This window comes from Streptomyces sp. Da 82-17, assembly GCF_046098215.1.
In the GTDB taxonomy this organism is placed as follows: Bacteria; Actinomycetota; Actinomycetes; order Streptomycetales; family Streptomycetaceae; genus Streptomyces.
The window spans coordinates 114,007-129,857 of the sequence record NZ_JBJURH010000010.1 but is presented as its reverse complement, the minus strand read 5'-3'; the positions used below and the strand labels follow the sequence as shown (position 1 = coordinate 129,857).

General features: G+C 72.9%; 10 protein-coding genes. 4 read left to right on the top strand and 6 right to left on the bottom strand.

All coding sequences use genetic code 11. The annotated features are described in order from the left end of the window. Positions 1-33: 33 nt before the first annotated feature. Positions 34-1,536: a PucR family transcriptional regulator gene (locus ACIDOF_RS19300; RefSeq protein WP_409007173.1), complete on the bottom strand. Its 1,503-nt coding sequence runs from the start codon at positions 1,534-1,536 to the stop codon at positions 34-36. A gap of 190 nt (positions 1,537-1,726) precedes the next feature. Between ACIDOF_RS19300 and ACIDOF_RS19295 the strand changes: the two genes are divergently transcribed. The 3 genes from ACIDOF_RS19295 (at position 1,727) to ACIDOF_RS19285 (ending at position 5,931) form a co-directional block, all read left to right on the top strand. Further along, complete coding sequence (locus ACIDOF_RS19295) at positions 1,727-3,202, top strand: sodium:solute symporter (RefSeq protein WP_409007172.1); 1,476 nt, start codon at positions 1,727-1,729, stop codon at positions 3,200-3,202. Positions 3,203-3,277: 75 nt separating this feature from the next. Beyond that, positions 3,278-4,264 carry an agmatinase gene (gene speB / locus ACIDOF_RS19290; protein ID WP_409007171.1) on the top strand — a complete coding sequence of 329 codons (987 nt, stop codon included), beginning with the start codon at positions 3,278-3,280 and terminating at the stop codon, positions 4,262-4,264. Then, positions 4,261-5,931, top strand: a complete 1,671-nt coding sequence (locus ACIDOF_RS19285) for a thiamine pyrophosphate-binding protein (RefSeq protein ID WP_409007170.1) — start codon at positions 4,261-4,263, stop codon at positions 5,929-5,931. Before speB ends, ACIDOF_RS19285 begins: the two co-directional genes overlap by 4 nt. 137 nt (positions 5,932-6,068) lie before the next feature. Here the strand turns inward: ACIDOF_RS19285 and ACIDOF_RS19280 are convergent, their stop codons facing one another. Then, on the bottom strand, positions 6,069-7,520 hold the full coding sequence (locus ACIDOF_RS19280; RefSeq protein ID WP_409007169.1) for a S28 family serine protease: 1,452 nt from the start codon (positions 7,518-7,520) through the stop codon (positions 6,069-6,071). A gap of 141 nt (positions 7,521-7,661) precedes the next feature. Continuing rightward, positions 7,662-8,048: a hypothetical protein gene (locus ACIDOF_RS19275; protein WP_409007168.1), complete on the bottom strand. Its 387-nt coding sequence runs from the start codon at positions 8,046-8,048 to the stop codon at positions 7,662-7,664. A 161-nt stretch (positions 8,049-8,209) separates the two neighbouring features. On the opposite strand from ACIDOF_RS19275, the gene ACIDOF_RS19270 reads away from it, so the two are divergent. Continuing rightward, positions 8,210-8,725 (top strand): hypothetical protein, encoded by a 516-nt coding sequence (locus ACIDOF_RS19270; RefSeq protein WP_409007167.1) that lies wholly within the window; start codon positions 8,210-8,212, stop codon positions 8,723-8,725. On the opposite strand, the gene ACIDOF_RS19265 is transcribed toward ACIDOF_RS19270, so the two are convergent. The 3 genes from ACIDOF_RS19265 to ACIDOF_RS19255 all read right to left on the bottom strand — a co-directional run bounded on the left by ACIDOF_RS19265 (position 8,709) and on the right by ACIDOF_RS19255 (position 15,356). Continuing rightward, the gene (locus ACIDOF_RS19265; protein WP_409007166.1) at positions 8,709-12,467 is read right to left on the bottom strand and encodes an ABC transporter ATP-binding protein; all 3,759 of its coding nucleotides are present in this window, start codon (positions 12,465-12,467) and stop codon (positions 8,709-8,711) included. The genes ACIDOF_RS19270 and ACIDOF_RS19265 overlap by 17 nt on opposite strands. 154 nt (positions 12,468-12,621) lie before the next feature. Further along, positions 12,622-14,442 carry a glycoside hydrolase family 3 protein gene (locus tag ACIDOF_RS19260; RefSeq protein ID WP_409007165.1) on the bottom strand — a complete coding sequence of 607 codons (1,821 nt, stop codon included), beginning with the start codon at positions 14,440-14,442 and terminating at the stop codon, positions 12,622-12,624. 113 nt (positions 14,443-14,555) lie between these two features. Continuing rightward, positions 14,556-15,356 carry a sugar phosphate isomerase/epimerase family protein gene (locus tag ACIDOF_RS19255; protein WP_409007164.1) on the bottom strand — a complete coding sequence of 267 codons (801 nt, stop codon included), beginning with the start codon at positions 15,354-15,356 and terminating at the stop codon, positions 14,556-14,558. Positions 15,357-15,851: the final 495 nt, after the last annotated feature.

The window sequence follows — 15,851 nt, the reverse complement described above, 5'->3', positions numbered from 1 at the left end:
ATAGGTGCCCAACGGACGGAACCAGCCGTTCCGTCAGAGGTTCCGCAGCGCGAACCACAACTCCATACGCACATCCGGATCGTCCAGATCCGTTTCCAGCAGCACGGCACAGCGCCCGATCCGCTGCCGCACCGTGTTCCGGTGCACGCCGAGCGCCGTGGCCGTACGGTCCCAACTCCCGTGCAGCGACAGCCAGGTGCGCAGCGTCTCCACCAGCGCCGGATTCCCGGCGACCGGATCGAGCAGCACGCGCGCGTGCGCCTCGGCCTCGGCGGGCGCGACGAGCGCGGCGAGCCCCGACTCCCGGTCCCGCACCAGCGGCGCCCGCGTCACCTCCGCCCGCCGCAGCGCCCGCGCCGCCCGCGCGTCGGCCACCGCGAGACCGGCCACGTCGGCGGGCGCGGACACCCCGAGCGTCCAGCCGGGCGGCGGCTCCAGGTCGTGGTCGGCGGGCACGAGCAGCCGTACGACGTCGGTGTCCGGGTCGTCCTCCGCCGGGTCGACCAGGGGCGTGCCGAGGGACACCGCGAGCGCCGAGGCCGACGGCGGGGTCCGCTCCGCGCGGGACGGCAGCACGCGCGCGTGCACGACCCGCCACGCCGCACTGCCCAGCAGGGCGCCCGCCCGCTCCGGCGCCGCGCCGAGCAGCAGCCGCACAAGGGCCGCCGAACGGGCCGCCTCCGACGCGCTCTGGTGCTCACCGGCGAGCAGCGAGAGCAGCACCACCGCGGCCCCCGTGATGGTGTGGTCGCCCGCCGCGCGGTGCTCGGTCGCCACCCCGAGCGCGAAGCCGCGCCCGCCGCCCAGGGCGTACGCCGTGAGGTGGGCGGGCCCGGCCGTGTCCGCCGCCGACGTGGGTGCTCCCGGCGTGGCGCGGCGCACCACGGCGGTCAGTTCGCGCAGCGCCGTACGGGCCGCCTCCCCGGTGCGCCCGGCGGACTGCAGCTCGGTGCCCTCCGGGCCGTACAGGAACGCCGCTCCGCCGAGGCGGGCGGCGAGCTGCCGCAGGACCGCCTGGACCGGGTCGGGGCGGGCCGCCGCCGTGGCGAGGCCCTGCTGCGCCTCGGCCACCCGGCGCAGCTCCGCGTGCCGCGCCTCCGCCATCAGCCGCCACACCGCGCGGGCCACACCGCTGAACGTCGTCCGCGGCGGCACCTCGACCAGCGGCAGGCCGTGCCGGTCGCAGGCCTCGACCAGGGCGGGCGGCACCGTGTCGTGCACCGGCGCCACACCGAAGCCGAGCGCGACCGTGCCCGCCGCGACGACCCGCGCCACATACGCGTCCAGGTCCCCGTCCCCCGCCTCCCCGATGTGCACCCCTGCCGTCAGGAGCAGTTCGCCGCCCAGCAGGTACGGGGACGGGTCGGCCAGTTCGGAGGTGTGCGCCCAGTGCACGACGGTGCCCGCCTCGCGCGCGTCGGGGCCGGCGATCTGGCGCAGGCCGAGCGCGTCCAGGTCGAGCAGCGCGGAGAGCGCCACCGGCGCCACGGGCGGGGCCGATGGTGTGCTGGAGGACGGGGTCACCGGAGTGGACATGAGGAGTGGACGTTCCCTCCAGTCATGATGCGAGAAGTGGAGGAAACGTACACTTCAGCGTCGCATTCCGGCCACCTAGGGTCGTGCCGACCAGGCGCCGCGGGTACGGGCGGATGTCCCCGCGGCCGGTCACCTCTTCACCCCCACGCAACTGCACGACACGCCACCGAGGTGCGCTAAGGAGGGCCGCATGGCCGTCGACTACACAGTGATCGTCATCTATCTCGTCGGCATGCTCGCCATGGGCTGGTGGGGCATGCGCCGCGCCAAGTCCAAGAGCGAGTTCCTGGTCGCCGGGCGCCGCCTCGGACCGTGGTTCTACTCCGGCACCATGGCCGCGATCGTCCTCGGCGGCGCCTCCACGATCGGCGGCGTCGGCCTGGGCTACCAGTACGGCCTCTCCGGCGCCTGGATGGTGTTCACCATCGGCCTCGGCATCCTGGCCCTGTCGGTCTTCTTCTCGGCCCGCATCGCGCGCCTGAAGGTCTACACCGTCTCCGAGATGCTCGACCTGCGCTACGGGGGCCGCGCGGGCGTCATCTCCGGCGTCGTCATGTGGGCGTACACGCTGATGCTCGCGGTCACCTCGACCATCGCCTACGCGACGATCTTCGACGTCCTCTTCGACATGGACCGCGCCCTCGCGATCGTCCTGGGCGGCACCATCGTGATCGCCTACTCCACGCTCGGCGGCATGTGGGCGATCACGCTCACCGACATGGTGCAGTTCGTCGTCAAGACCATCGGCGTGCTGCTCCTGCTGCTGCCCATCGCCGTGATCAAGGCCGGCGGCTTCGGCGAGCTGCAGGCCGAGCTGCCCACCTCGTACTTCGACCCGCTGGGCATCGGCGGCGAGACGATCTTCACGTACGTGCTGATCTACACGTTCGGCATGCTCATCGGGCAGGACATCTGGCAGCGCGTCTTCACCGCCCGCAGCGACAAGGTCGCGCGCCTCGGCGGCGCCGCCGCGGGCACGTACTGCCTGGTCTACGCGATCGCCGGCGCCGTCATCGGCACCGCCGCCAAGGTCATGTACCCGAACCTGGAGAGCGCCGACTCCGCGTTCGCCACCATCGTCAAGGACGAACTGCCCATGGGCGTGCGCGGACTGGTGCTCGCCGCCGCGCTCGCCGCCGTGATGTCCACGTCGTCCGGCGCGCTCATCGCCTGCGCCACCGTCGCCAACAACGACATCTGGTCCCGGCTGCGCGGCGCCGTGAAGGCGCCCGGCAAGGACGACGAGCCGCACGACGAGGTCAAGGGCAACCGCCTGTTCATCCTGATCATGGGCGTCGCGGTCGTCGTCATCTCGATCGTCCTCAACGACGTGGTGCAGGCCCTGACCGTGGCCTACAACCTGCTCGTCGGCGGACTGCTCGTGCCGATCCTCGGCGGCCTCGTCTGGCGCCGCGGCACCGCGGCCGGAGCCCTCGCCTCCGTCGCCGCCGGCGGCATCTCCGTCATCGGCCTCATGGGGTACTACGGCATCCTCGCCACCCAGCCCATCTACTACGGCCTGCTGGCGTCGCTCGTCGTGTACGTCGTCGTCTCCCTGGCCACCCCGCCCACCGACGCGGCCGTGCTCGCCGCCTGGCGGGAGCGCCTCGCGGGCCGCGCCGAAGAGCCCGACGAGACCCCGGCCAAGGCCGTGACCAGCGCCTGAACCCGCGCGCGGCCCACTGTCAGTGGGCCGCGCAACACTTGGAAACCGACCCCGCAAGCAGGAGGAAAAACGACCATGTCCAGCGCCGAGACCCCGACCCCCCGCGGCCCCGTCGACTCCTCCCGCATCCCGCGCTACGCGGGCCCGGCGACGTACGCGCGCCTGCCCCGGCTCGACGAGGTCGGCGGGAAGACGGACGTCGCGGTCGTGGGCGTGCCGTTCGACACCGGCGTCTCGTACCGGCCGGGCGCCCGCTTCGGCGGCAACGCCATCCGCGAGGCCTCCCGCCTGCTGCGGCCGTACAACCCGGCGCAGGACGCCTCCCCGTTCGCGCTCGCCCAGGTCGCGGACGCGGGCGACATAGCGGCCAACCCCTTCAACATCAACGAGGCGGTGGAGACCATCGAGGCCGCCGCCGACGACATCCTGGGCAGCGGCGCCCGCATGATGACCCTCGGCGGCGACCACACCATCGCCCTGCCGCTGCTCCGCTCGGTCGCGAAGAAGCACGGCCCGGTCGCGCTGCTCCACTTCGACGCCCACCTGGACACCTGGGACACGTACTTCGGCGCGGAGTACACCCACGGCACCCCGTTCCGCCGGGCCGTCGAGGAGGGCATCCTCGACACCGAGGCCCTGTCCCACGTCGGCACCCGCGGCCCGCTCTACGGCAAGCAGGACCTGACGGACGACGAGAAGATGGGCTTCGGCATCGTCACCTCCTCGGACGTCTACCGCCGCGGCGCGGACGAGGTGGCGGACCAGCTCCGCCAGCGCATCGGCGACCGCCCGCTGTACATCTCGATCGACATCGACTGCCTCGACCCGGCCCACGCCCCGGGCACCGGCACCCCCGAGGCGGGCGGCATGACCTCCCGCGAGCTCCTGGAGATCCTGCGCGGCCTCGCCTCCTGCAACCTGGTCTCGGCGGACGTCGTGGAGGTCGCCCCGGCGTACGACCACGCGGAGATCACCGCCGTAGCCGCCTCCCACACGGCGTACGAACTGACCACGATCATGTCCCGCCAGATCGCCGCGAGCCGGGAGGGGACCACCGCGTGACCCACGACCACGACCTGGAACTGCGGCCCACCCCCGCCCAGACCGAGGCGGCCCTCAACCCGCCCGACGGGCGCACCGGGGGCGACCTGGTCGTCGAGACCCTGCGCGGCCTCGGCGCCGCCACCGTGTTCGGCCTGCCCGGGCAGCACGCCCTCGGCATGTTCGACGCGCTGCGCCGCTCCGACCTCAGCTATGTCGGCCTGCGGGTGGAGAACAACGCGGGCTTCGCCGCCGACGCGTACGGACGCGTCACCGGCGAGGCCGCCCCGCTGCTGCTCTCCACCGGGCCCGGCGCGCTGATGTCGCTCGCCGCGCTGCAGGAGGCCGCCGCCGCGAGCGCCCCCGTGCTCGCGATCGGCAGCCAGGTTCCCGCGGCGGGTCTCGGCGGCGGCAGACACGGCTATCTGCACGAACTCCGCGACCAGCAGGCCTCGTTCCGGGACGTGGTCAAGTCCGTCCACACCGTCCGTACGCAGTCGCAGATCCCCTCGGCGATCGCGGCGGCCTGGGAGTCCGCGCTGACCGCGCCGCACGGACCGGTGTGGGTGGAGATCCCGCAGGACGTCCTGCTCGCCGAGACGACGCTGCCCGTCGTCACGGCGATGGACGCCACCCCGCGCGAGCTCGTGCCCCGGCCCGAACTCACCGCGGTCGCGGCCGACCTGCTGTCCAAGGCCGAGCGGCCGGCGATCGTCGCGGGCGGCGGAGTGGTGCGTTCCGACGCGGCGGGCAAGCTGCTCGCGCTCGCCGAGAAGCTGAACGCCCCGGTGGTCACGACCTTCGGCGGCAAGGGCGCCTTCCCCTGGGAGCACCCGCTGTCGCTGCAGTCCTGGATGGAGGACCGGCACACCACGGACTTCCTGGAGGACGCGGACGTCCTGCTCGTCGTCGGCTCGGGCCTCGGAGAACTCTCCTCGAACTACCACACGTTCGCCCCGCGCGGCCGGGTCGTGCAGATCGAGGCGGACGCCGGGAAGCTGGAGTCCAACCACCCCGCCCTCGGCATCCACGCGGACGCGCGCCTCGCCCTGTCCGCGCTCCTGGAGACGGTCGAGGAGCGGCCCGACCCGGAGGCGCCCGGCCGGGTCGCCGCACTGCTCGCCCAGGTCCAGGAGCGCCTGGACGGGCAGGAGTTGGCGCTCGAACGGCGGGTCCTGGCGGCCGTGCGCGAGGCCCTGCCCGCCAAGTCGCCGTCCTTCTGGGACATGACGATCCTCGCCTACTGGGCCTGGTCCGCCTGGCCCGGAGCGATGCACTCCGCCCAGGGCGCGGGCGGCCTCGGCTACGGCTTCCCCGCCGCGCTCGGCGCGGCCGTGGCCGACCCGACGCGCCCGGTCCTCGCGGTCTCCGGCGACGGCGGCGCGATGTACTCGATCGCGGAGCTCGCCACGGCCCGGCAGTACGACCTGAACGTCACCTGGCTGATCGTCGACGACGGCGGCTACGGCATCCTCCGCGAGTACATGACGGACGCCTTCGGCGAGGCCACGGCCACCGAGCTGTCCCGCCCGGACTTCGTCGCGCTCGCGGAGTCCTTCGGGGTGCCCGCGGTGCGGACGTCGGTGGAGACCCTCGCCGAGGACCTCGCCAAGTCCCTTGCGGCGCCCGGCCCTTCGGTGGTCGTGCTGCCGGCCCTGCTGAAGATGTTCGCGCCGACGCATCTGTGAGCGGCTGTCCGCACACGGAAACGCCGGGCGGGCTCATGCTGTGAGCCCGCCCGGCGCTTATTTTCAGCCCGTCCGGCGTTTGAGGACGAGCCCGCAGGGCGATCTGCGGTGCGGTGCACGGGCGGTGCGAGGTACGACTACGGCCGCAACCCCTCGCGTACGTCCTTGCGGTCCAGCTTCGCGTCGTGCGCGGCCAGCGGCTTCGCCTTCGACGGGTCGGCCTTGACGGCGGCCGGGGCGACGCCGGCCCACTCCAGGATGTCGGCGGTGGCCTTGGCCTTCTCGTCGGCGACGAGACCGGCGACGTTCGCACCGTGGTTGGCGCCGGGCGCGGTCACCACGTACGAGTCCTTGGTGCCCGGGCCCGGGCGGAACGGCTCGGCGCCCCACGGATCGTTCTGGCCGTAGACGAAGAGCATCCGCTGGGCGTTCTGCCGCACCCAGCTGTCCACGTCGCGCATCGCCGACGGGTCGAAGGACATCGGGATGTCCCGCGGCACGAAGTTGCGCGGCGGCTGGTAGCCGTAGCGCGTCAGGCCCTCCAGGTGCGGCTGCTGGATCGTGGGCGCGCCCAGCTGCGTACCCGCCTGGTAGTAGTACGGCGTGTAGTTGGCCAGGCTCTGGTCGGTGTAGGCGGACCAGCCGGAGATGGACTCGATGTAGTCGAACAGCTCCTGGTCGCTGGCCTTTTCGGCGTCCGGCACGTCGGCGCAGTCCGCCTCCAGGCTGTACTGCCAGAAGCCCCAGGCCGTGTCGAGGACGGTCGCCTCGAAGGCCTTGTCCAGGGTGCCGACGGTCTTCACCGTGTAGTCGCCGGCCGCGAGGTAGTCCGCGTACAGCTTCTGCATCGGCTCGCGGCGCACAAGCGCCTCCCGCTCGACGGCCTGCAGCGCCTCACGGCACTCCTTCGGGCCGACGGTCTCGAAGAACCGGTCGTACGCCGAGTCCTCCTTGTTGACCACGTCGTTGGGCGCGACGTACGCGACGACGCCGTCCATGTCACGCGGGTGGAAGCGCTCGTAGTACGTGGCGGTCATGCCGCCCTTCGAACCGCCGGTCGCCAGCCACTTCTTGGTGTAGATCGGCTTGAGCGCCTCGAACAGGCGGTGCTGGTCGTTCGCCGCCTGCCGGATGTCGAGCTTCGACCAGTCGGCGGGGTCGGGGCGCGACGGGCTGAAGAAGCGGTACTCCAGCGAGATCTGGTTGCCGTCCACGATCTGCGTCGGCTCGCTGCGGCGCGGGTTCGTGTTGACGTGGTAGCCGGAGGTGAAGAACACCGTCGGGCGTGATGTGTCCTTGTGCAGGACCGTCAGCCGCTGCTCGAACGTGCCCTTGGCCGGGTTGCCGTGGTCGACCGGCTGTGTGTAGCCGAGCACGAAGAAGCGGTAGCCGGGGTACGGCTTCTCCTCGATCAGGCGCATGCCCTTGATGGCGAGCAGCTGGTCCTTGATGTCGGCGCTCTCGGCCGTGGAATCGGCGGTGTCCGCCTGCGGCGCTGTCTGCGGCTGTGCGGCGGTGGCCGCGCCCGCCGCGCTCACGGTGCCTATGAGCACCACGAGCGACAGCAGCCATCTGAGTGCCTTGCGCATGCACCCTCCCCTGTGTCACGGATGTCCGCCGGAACCTATCGGAGCAACTCCTGTGGCACCAGGGGTGATTGGGGATCCTGCGGCTCAGCGGCCGGTCAGCACCCGGTCCGGTGGCGTGTCAGCGCCCGATCCGGTGGCCGGTCAGCACTGGATCCAGCGCGGCTTGAGCGAGCCGCCGCCGACCGTGCCGCTGACCCGCACGCAGCGGTGCGCGGCACGCACCGAGAGCGGCCCGGCGTACTCCCGGAACGTGCCCGAGTTGGTCACCGCGCGGTGCCCGCGGGCCTGCAGCGTGACGGACATCTTGCGGGCGCGGCCCGGCTTCTCGGCGTACGTGACGGCGCAGACGAAGCCGCTGCCCTTGAAGACGGTGACCTTGCCGGTGGAGAAGCGGAACGTCTTGATCTTGTGGCCGTGGCAGGGGCCGACGGCGGCGGCCTGCGCGACCCCGGGCCCCGCGAGGGCGAACAGGACGGCCGCGGTGAGCGTCACACAGCCGAGCACCGTGGCCCGTATCCCAGTAGGCACAGTCGCCCTCCCATCGCCCCGCCTGAACCCGTGCAGCGTACTGAAGTACGGACGCTCCCCCTACAGGGGCGGTTGCAGGAACGGCCGGAGCTTTACCCGGGGGAGGGGCAACCTCCTGAGGGCACGCGCCGTCGAACTGTCAGAGAGAAAGGCGGAATCCCATGGCGAAGACGCCTCCGCGCACGTCCGGCCGCACCGGCCGCTCACTCCTCGTCGCCGCGACCCTCACCGCCCTGGCGGCGGTCCCCGCGGCGGCCGCCGTCCAGGCGCAACCCGTACAACAAGGCACGTCCGCCCAACAGGCCCAGAAGCAGGGCTACTCCGGCAGTCCCGGCAACGTCGCCGAACGCGTGGCGCACTTCTACGCCGCGTACGTCGACGTCGCCAACGACCACGGCGGCGGCGCCGCGACCGGCGAGCTCCGGAAGTTCTACCTGACGCCCGAGCTGCGCACCCGCCTCGCCAAGTGGGAGCAGCAGCACGAGGCCGACGGCGTCCTGCGCGCGCAGAACGTGCCGAGCGCCTGGAAGGTCACCCCCGGCGACAGCGGCATGGGCCACACCTGGTCCACGGTCCGGCTCACCTGGGGCAAGGGCCAGGACCGCACGTACACCTACCTCGCGGTGCAGTCGGACCTGGCCACCCGGAAGATCTCCGACATCAGGTCGAAGTACTGACCTTCTCCTGGAGTTCGTCCACCGGCTCCCCGACGAACGTGCGCCACAGGCGGGCGTACTTGCCGTCCAGGGCGAGGAGTTCGTCGTGCGTGCCGTCCTCCGCGACCCGGCCGTGGTCCATCACCACGACCCGGTCGGCGCGGGCGGCGGTCGTCAGCCGGTGCGCCACGACGAGCGTGGTACGGCGCCCGGAGAGCCGGTCGGCGGCGGCGTTGACCTGCGCCTCGGTGGCCAGGTCGAGTGCGGCCGTGGCCTCGTCGAGCAGCAGGATGTCCGGGTCGACCAGCTCGGCGCGGGCCAGGGCGATCAACTGCCGCTGTCCGGCGGAGAGATTGCGGCCGCGCTCGGTCACCGCGTGCAGATAGCCGCCGTCGAGCCGGGCGATCATCTCGTGCGCCCCGATGCTGCGCGCCGCCGCCTCCACCTCGGCGTCGCTCGCGTCCGGCCGGCCGTACGCGATCGCGTCCCGGACCGTGCCCTCGAAGAGGTACGCCTCCTGCGGCACCACGCCGAGCCGGTGCCGGTACGAGGACAGGCTCAGCTCGCGCAGGTCCTTGCCGTCGACGGTGACCCGGCCCGCCGTCGGGTCGTAGAACCGGGCGACGAGCTTGACCAGCGTCGACTTGCCCGCGCCGGTCTCGCCGACGAACGCGACGGTCTGGCCGGCGGGGATGCGCAGGCTGACGTCCGACAGCGCCGCCTCGCCGGCGTCCGCGTCGGTGCCGTACCCGAAGCGGACGTCCTCGAAGGCGATCTCGCCGCGCAGGGACAGCACGTCGAGCGGCTCGGGCGCGCTCTTCGTGGACGTCGGCTCGCGCAGGAGTTCCTGGATGCGGCCGAGCGAGACCGTCGCCTGCTGGTAGCCGTCGAAGACCTGCGACAGCTGCTGCACGGGCGCGAAGAACAGGTCGATGTAGAGCAGATACGCCACCAGGGCGCCGGTCGTGAGCGTGCCCGCGTCGACCCGGTGCGCGCCCACGATCAGCACGGCCGCGGCCGCCACCGACGACAGCAGCTGCACGAACGGGAAGTACACGGAGATCAGCCACTGGCCGCGGATACGGGCCCTGCGGTAGCTGTCGCTGCGCTCCCGGAACCGTGCGGCGCCCGACTGCTCGCGGCCGAAGGCCTGCACGATCCGGAGGCCGGAAACGGACTCCTGGAGGTCGGCGTTGACCACCGAGATGCGCTCCCGCGCCAGCTCGTACGCCTTCACGCTGGACTTGCGGAAGAAGTACGTGCCGACGATCAGCACCGGCAGCGTCGCGAACACCACGAGCGCCAGCTGCACGTCGATCACGACGAGGGCGACCATGATGCCGAAGAACGTCACCACGGAGACGAACGCCGTGACCAGACCGGTCTGCAGGAACGTCGACAGAGCGTCCACGTCGGTCGTCATCCGGGTCATGATGCGCCCGGTCAACTCCCGCTCGTAGTAGTCGAGTCCGAGCCGCTGGAGCTGCGCGAAGATCTTCAGGCGCAGCGCGTAGAGCACCCGCTCGCCGGTCCGTCCCGTCATCCGGATCTCGCCGGTCTGCGCCGCCCACTGCACGAGCACCGTGAGCAGCGCGAGCCCCGCCGCCGCCCACACCGCGCCGAGCGCGACCTGCTCCACGCCCTCGTCGATGCCGTGCCGGATCAGCACCGGCAGCAGCAGCCCCATCCCCGCGTCCACGGCGACGAGCAGCAGCGCGAAGAGCAGCGGCCGCCCGAACCCGCGAAGCAGCCGCCGCAGCCCGTACGACTCCTCCGGAGTGACCGCCCGCGCCTCGTCCACGGCCGGGGTGTCCGTGGCCGGCGGCAGCGCGTCGACCTGCGCGAGCAGCTCGGGCGTCGCCGGAGTGCCGGCCAGGGCGAGATCCTTCGGCTCGCGGTCCCCGGTCCACAGCTTCGGCGTGATCCCGCGCTCGGCGTCGAACTCCGCGTCCAGCTCGGCCCGTACGAAGGTGTCCTCCTCGTCCTCGTCGACCAGGGGCTTCGCGGTGACGTGGCCGGGGGAGACGCCGCCCAGCTCGTCCGGGTCGGTGAGCAGCCGCCGGTACAGGGCGGAGCGCTCCTCCAGCTCGTCGTGCGTGCCGATGTCGGCGAGGCGGCCGTCGTCGAGCACCGCGATGCGGTCGGCGAGGCCGAGGGTGGAGCGGCGGTGCGCGATCAGCAGCGTCGTACGGCCCGCCATCACGGTCTTCAGGGCCTCGTGGATCTCGTGCTCCACGCGCGCGTCGACCGCCGACGTGGCGTCGTCCAGGACCAGCAGGCGCGGGTCGGTGAGGATCGCGCGGGCCAGGGCGAGGCGCTGGCGCTGGCCGCCGGAGAGCGTCAGGCCGTGCTCGCCGACCTTCGTGTCGTACCCGTCGGGCAGCTCGGCGATGAACCCGTCGGCCTGCGCCGCGCGGGCCGCCGCCTCGATCTGCTCCTGGGTGGCGTCGGGCAGGCCGTACGCCAGGTTGGCGCGGACCGTGTCGGAGAACAGGAACGAGTCCTCCGGCACGAGCCCGATGGCGGCGCGCAGCGACTGCAGGGTCAGCTCGCGGACGTCGTGCCCGCCGACCAGGACGGCGCCGTGCGTCACGTCGTAGAAGCGGGGCAGCAGCAGCGAGACCGTCGACTTTCCGCTGCCGGAGGCGCCGACGACGGCGACGGTCTCGCCGGGCCGGATCGCCAGGGAGAACCCTTCGAGCACCGGGCGGCCGTCCTCGTACGCGAACGACACGTCGTCGAACTCGACCGTCGCGGGCGCGTCCGCCGGGAGCTCCTTCGTGCCGTCCCGCAGCGCGGGCTCGGTGTCGACCAGCTCCAGGACGCGCTCCACGCCCGCCCGCGCCTGCTGGCCCACGGTCAGCACCATCGCCAGCATCCGCACCGGGCCGACCAGCTGCGCCAGATACGTGGAGAACGCCACGAACGTGCCGAGCGTGATCTGCCCGCGCACCGCCAGCCAGCCGCCGAGCGCCAGCATCGCGACCTGCCCGAGCGCGGGCACGGCCTGCAGCGCCGGGGTGTACCGGGAGTTCAGGCGGATCGTGCGCAGCCGGCCCGCGAACAGCTTCCGGCCGACCTCGCGCAGCTTCCCGGTCTCCTGCTCCTCCTGCCCGAAGCCCTTGACGACGCGGACCCCGGACACGGCGCCGTCGACGACACCCGCGACGGCGGCGGCCTGCGCCTGCGCGTACCAGGTCGCCGGGTGCAGGCGGCTCTTGCTGCGCTTGGCGATGAACCACAGCGCGGGCGCCACGGCAAGCGCGACCAGGGTCAGCGGCAGCGACAGCCAGGCCATGATCACCAGGGAGATGAGGAACAGCAGGATGTTGCCGATGGTCATCGGCAGCATGAAGAGCAGGCCCTGGATCAGCTGCAGGTCGCTGGTCGCGCGGCCGATGACCTGCCCGGTGGACAGCTCGTCCTGCCGCCGCCCGTCGAGCTTCGCGATCGTGTCGTACATGTCCGTGCGCAGGTCGTGCTGCACGTCGAGCGCGAGCCGGCCGCCGTAGTAGCGGCGGATGTACGTCAGGACGTACACGACGACGGCCGCGCCGATCAGCAGGCCCGTCCACACGGCCAGGGAGCGCTGGTGGGTGTCGATGACGTCGTCGATCACCACCTTGGTGATCAGCGGGACGAGCGCCATCACGGCCATGCCCGCGAGGGAGGCGCCGAGCGCGAGCACCACGTCCTTCGGGTACCGCCAGGCGTAGCCCGCCAGCCGACGGGCCCACCCCTGTTGCTGCTCTGCCCCGTTCACGTACAGCCCTCCCGCCGCTCTTCACCGACGGAAATCACCAACGCCCGCGCGCGGCCATTTCATCCCACCGCAACAAACTCGGGGCCCGGGACGGAGACGGCTGCGGCGGCGGTCCTAGGACCACCGCCGCGCCGCCCGCCCCCGTGACGGCGTGCTAGTACGACAGTCCGTGCCCGACCGGATACAGGACCGTCCCCGGGTCGTCCGCCCGCTGCACCGGAACCGGAAGGCGACCCGCCGGCGAGGTCCGGCCGGCGATCACCCGCGCGGCGGCCCGCAGCTCGGTGTCGGTCCAGGAGTACGCCGCGAGGTACCCCCGCACCTCCGGCAGCTGCGCCACGTCGTACGGATTGCGCACCGCGACCGCGACCACCGGGACGCCCGTCGCGATCAGCCGCTGCACCAGCGTCCGCTGCGCGCTGCTCGCCGTCACGTTGTACGTGCCGACCACCACGGCGTCCTTGCCCTCGGCCGCCGCCACCGCCTCGTCGATCTTCGCCGCGGACGGGGCGGTTCCGGTGGACAGCCGGGTCGCCGTGAAGCCGAGCTCGGTGAGCGCGCCGGCCAGGACGGCCGTGGGCGGTCCCGTGGTGCCGGACGGGGACGCCGGGTCCGCGCCGACCACCAGGACGTCGCGCTGCTCGCGGGGCGACAGGGGCAGCAGCCCGCCCTCGTTGACCAGCAGCGTCGTCGTACGGTCCGCGATCAGCTCGGCGGTGGCGCGGTGCGTGCGCGTGCCGACGTTCCGGTCCACGCCGTCGTGCGTGACGTACGGGTTCCGGAACAGGCCGCGGCGCGCCTTCAGTTCGAGGATGCGCAGGATCGACGCGTCGAGCCGCTCCTCGCTCAGCTCGCCGTCCCGGACCGCCTGCAGCACCGCGTTCCAGGCCACCTCCGGTTTCGGCGGGTTGAGCAGCTGGTCGACGCCCGCCTTCAGGGCGAGCACCGGCACCCGGTCGTCGCCGTACTTGGTGCGCACGCCCTGCATGCCGAGGGAGTCGGTGACGACCACGCCGTCGTAGCCGAGCTGCTCGCGCAGGATGCCGGTGAGGATGGGTGCGGAGAGCGTCGCCGGGTCCTCGGCCGGGTCGAGCGCGGGGACCACGATGTGCGCGGTCATGATCGAGTCGATGCCCGCCGCGATGGCCGCCTCGAACGGCGGCGCGTCCAGCGTGTTCCACTGCTCGCGCGTGTGGTGGATCGTCGGCAGCGAGTAGTGGCTGTCGTCCTTCGTGTCGCCGTGCCCCGGGAAGTGCTTGGACGTCGCCGCGACCCCGCCTTCCTGGTAGCCCTCGACCTGCGCCGCGACGAGCCGCGCCACGGCCTGCGGGTCCGAGCCGAAGGAGCGCACGCCGATCACCGGGTTGGCCGGGTTCACGTTGACGTCCGCGACGGGCGCGTAGTTCTGCCTGATGCCCATCGCCGCCAGCTCGCGGCCCGCGATCAGGGCGGCCCTGCGGGTGTCGGCGCGCGATCCGCCCGCGCCGAGCGCCATCGCGCCGGGCACGAGCGTGGCGGGCAGACCGACCCGGGCGACGATCCCGTGCTCCTGGTCGGTGGCGATCAACGCCGGGGTACGGGACGGCAGTTGGCGGGCGGCCCGCTGGATGCCGTTGGACAGGTCGGCTATCTGGTGCGGATCGCGGGTGTTGTGCGCCCAGCCGAAGTAGATGATGCCGCCCACGCGGTACTTGGCGATCAGTTCGGCGGCGTTGCGCACGCCCGCCTCTTCGAGGTTCTTGTCGACGTCGGCCTGGTCGGGCTCGGTCGCGGAGTGGCCGTAGACCCGCATCACGAAGAGCTGGCCGACCTTCTCCTCCAGGCTCATGCGGTCGATCAGGGCGCGCAGGGCGGTGCGGTCCACGGTGCCGTCCTCCGCCGCGCGTGCGGAGGCCGAGCCGACGGCGACGGCCGCGGCGGATCCCGCCGTGGCGGCGAGCAGGGTACGTCTGGAGGTGCGGAGGCGATCGGACATGTCGCTCCCGAGGCTGCTGAAGGAAACTTCCGGGAGGATACGGATAGTCGGAAAGTTTCTTACGGTCAAGACGGCGGGGCGCCCCGGCCGGGGGCCTGCCCGGGAGTTCCGCCTCAGGCCGACTCGTTCAGCAGCCGCCCCAAGTGCTCCCGCCCGGCGGCGAGTTGACCCGGCAGCGGCGCCGCGTCCGGATGCCAGCGGGCCTCGTACTCCCAGCACAGCCACCCGTCCCACCCGTCACGGCTGAGCAGCTCCACGCACTCGGTGAGCGGCAGGACGCCGGCGCCGAGGGCGAGGGGCGTGGTGTCGTCGGCGGAGGCGATGTCCTTCACCTGGACGTAGCCGAGGTACGGCGCGAGCGCGGCGTACGACGTCGAGGGCTGCTCGCCGCCGAGCCAGGTGTGCATGACGTCCCACAGGGCGCCCGCGTTGCGGTGTCCGACCGTGCCGAGCACGCGGGTGGCGGCGGCGCCCGTGCGGTGCGAGTCGTGCGTCTCCAGGAGGATGCGCACACCGACGTCGGCCGCGTGCTCGGCGGCGGCCCCCAGACGGCGCGCGGCCGTCGCGTCCGCCTCGTCCGGGCTCTGCTCCGCGCCGCCGCCGGGGAAGACCCGTACGAACGGGGCGCCGAGGTCGTGGGCGAGCTCGCACAGCGCCCGCACCTCCGCGAGGACCGGCTCGTCCGCGCCGGGCGCCGCCACGCGCGCGTACCCGGCGATGGCAAGGACGTCCACGCCGGACGCCGCGAACTCGGCGGCGGCGTCCGCCCGTTCGGCCGCGCCGAGCCCGGGGTGCACCGGCTCCTCGGGGTGCGCGCGCAGCTCGACACCGTGGAAGCCGTGCCCGACGGCGAGCCGCACCACATCGGCCAACGGCAGCCCGGGCACACCGAGGGTGGAGAAGGCCAACTTCACGGCGACTCCTGAGGGCAGCGGGGAGAGCGGGGGAGAGCCTTGCCCCGGACCCTAGGAACGCCCTCGGCGCTGTGCAACCCCGCGGGGACGGGGCGCACCGGGCTCGCGCCGTCGGCGTCCCGACGCGGGCCCTCGCGGTTGGCCTCCGGATACCGGGCTCTCGTGGTCGCCGTCCCGACCGCGGGGCCCCGCCGGTCGGCTCGCTCGTCGACATCGCCGGGCGGGCACGGTCCGTGCTCTGTTCGGCTCGGCTCGGCTCGGAGGGCCGTCGGGGTGCGGCCCTGGGGGTGTGGCTCCGGGGGGGGCGGCCCTGGGGGTGTGGCGCTTCGCGTCGGCGTGGTCGAACCCGCCCGCCTTCGGGCCCGCCCCGAGGCCGCCCGCCAGGCGGCCCCCGCCCAGCCGGTCCTCGCTCAGTCGGTCCTCGCTCAGTCGGTCCCCGCTCAGCCGGTCCAGCCCAGCCGGTCCCCGCTCAACCGGTCCTCGCCCAGCCGGTCC

What these genes read in the sequence shown, in the direction of transcription:
- ACIDOF_RS19280 (WP_409007169.1), bottom strand. Translation starts at nt 7,520, where the DNA reads ATGCGCAAGGCACTCAGATGGCTGCTGTCGCTCGTGGTGCTCATAGGC.
- speB (WP_409007171.1), top strand. Translation starts at nt 3,278, where the DNA reads ATGTCCAGCGCCGAGACCCCGACCCCCCGCGGCCCCGTCGACTCCTCC.
- ACIDOF_RS19295 (WP_409007172.1), top strand. Translation starts at nt 1,727, where the DNA reads ATGGCCGTCGACTACACAGTGATCGTCATCTATCTCGTCGGCATGCTC.
- ACIDOF_RS19270 (WP_409007167.1), top strand. Translation starts at nt 8,210, where the DNA reads ATGGCGAAGACGCCTCCGCGCACGTCCGGCCGCACCGGCCGCTCACTC.
- ACIDOF_RS19300 (WP_409007173.1), bottom strand. Translation starts at nt 1,536, where the DNA reads ATGTCCACTCCGGTGACCCCGTCCTCCAGCACACCATCGGCCCCGCCC.
- ACIDOF_RS19260 (WP_409007165.1), bottom strand. Translation starts at nt 14,442, where the DNA reads ATGTCCGATCGCCTCCGCACCTCCAGACGTACCCTGCTCGCCGCCACG.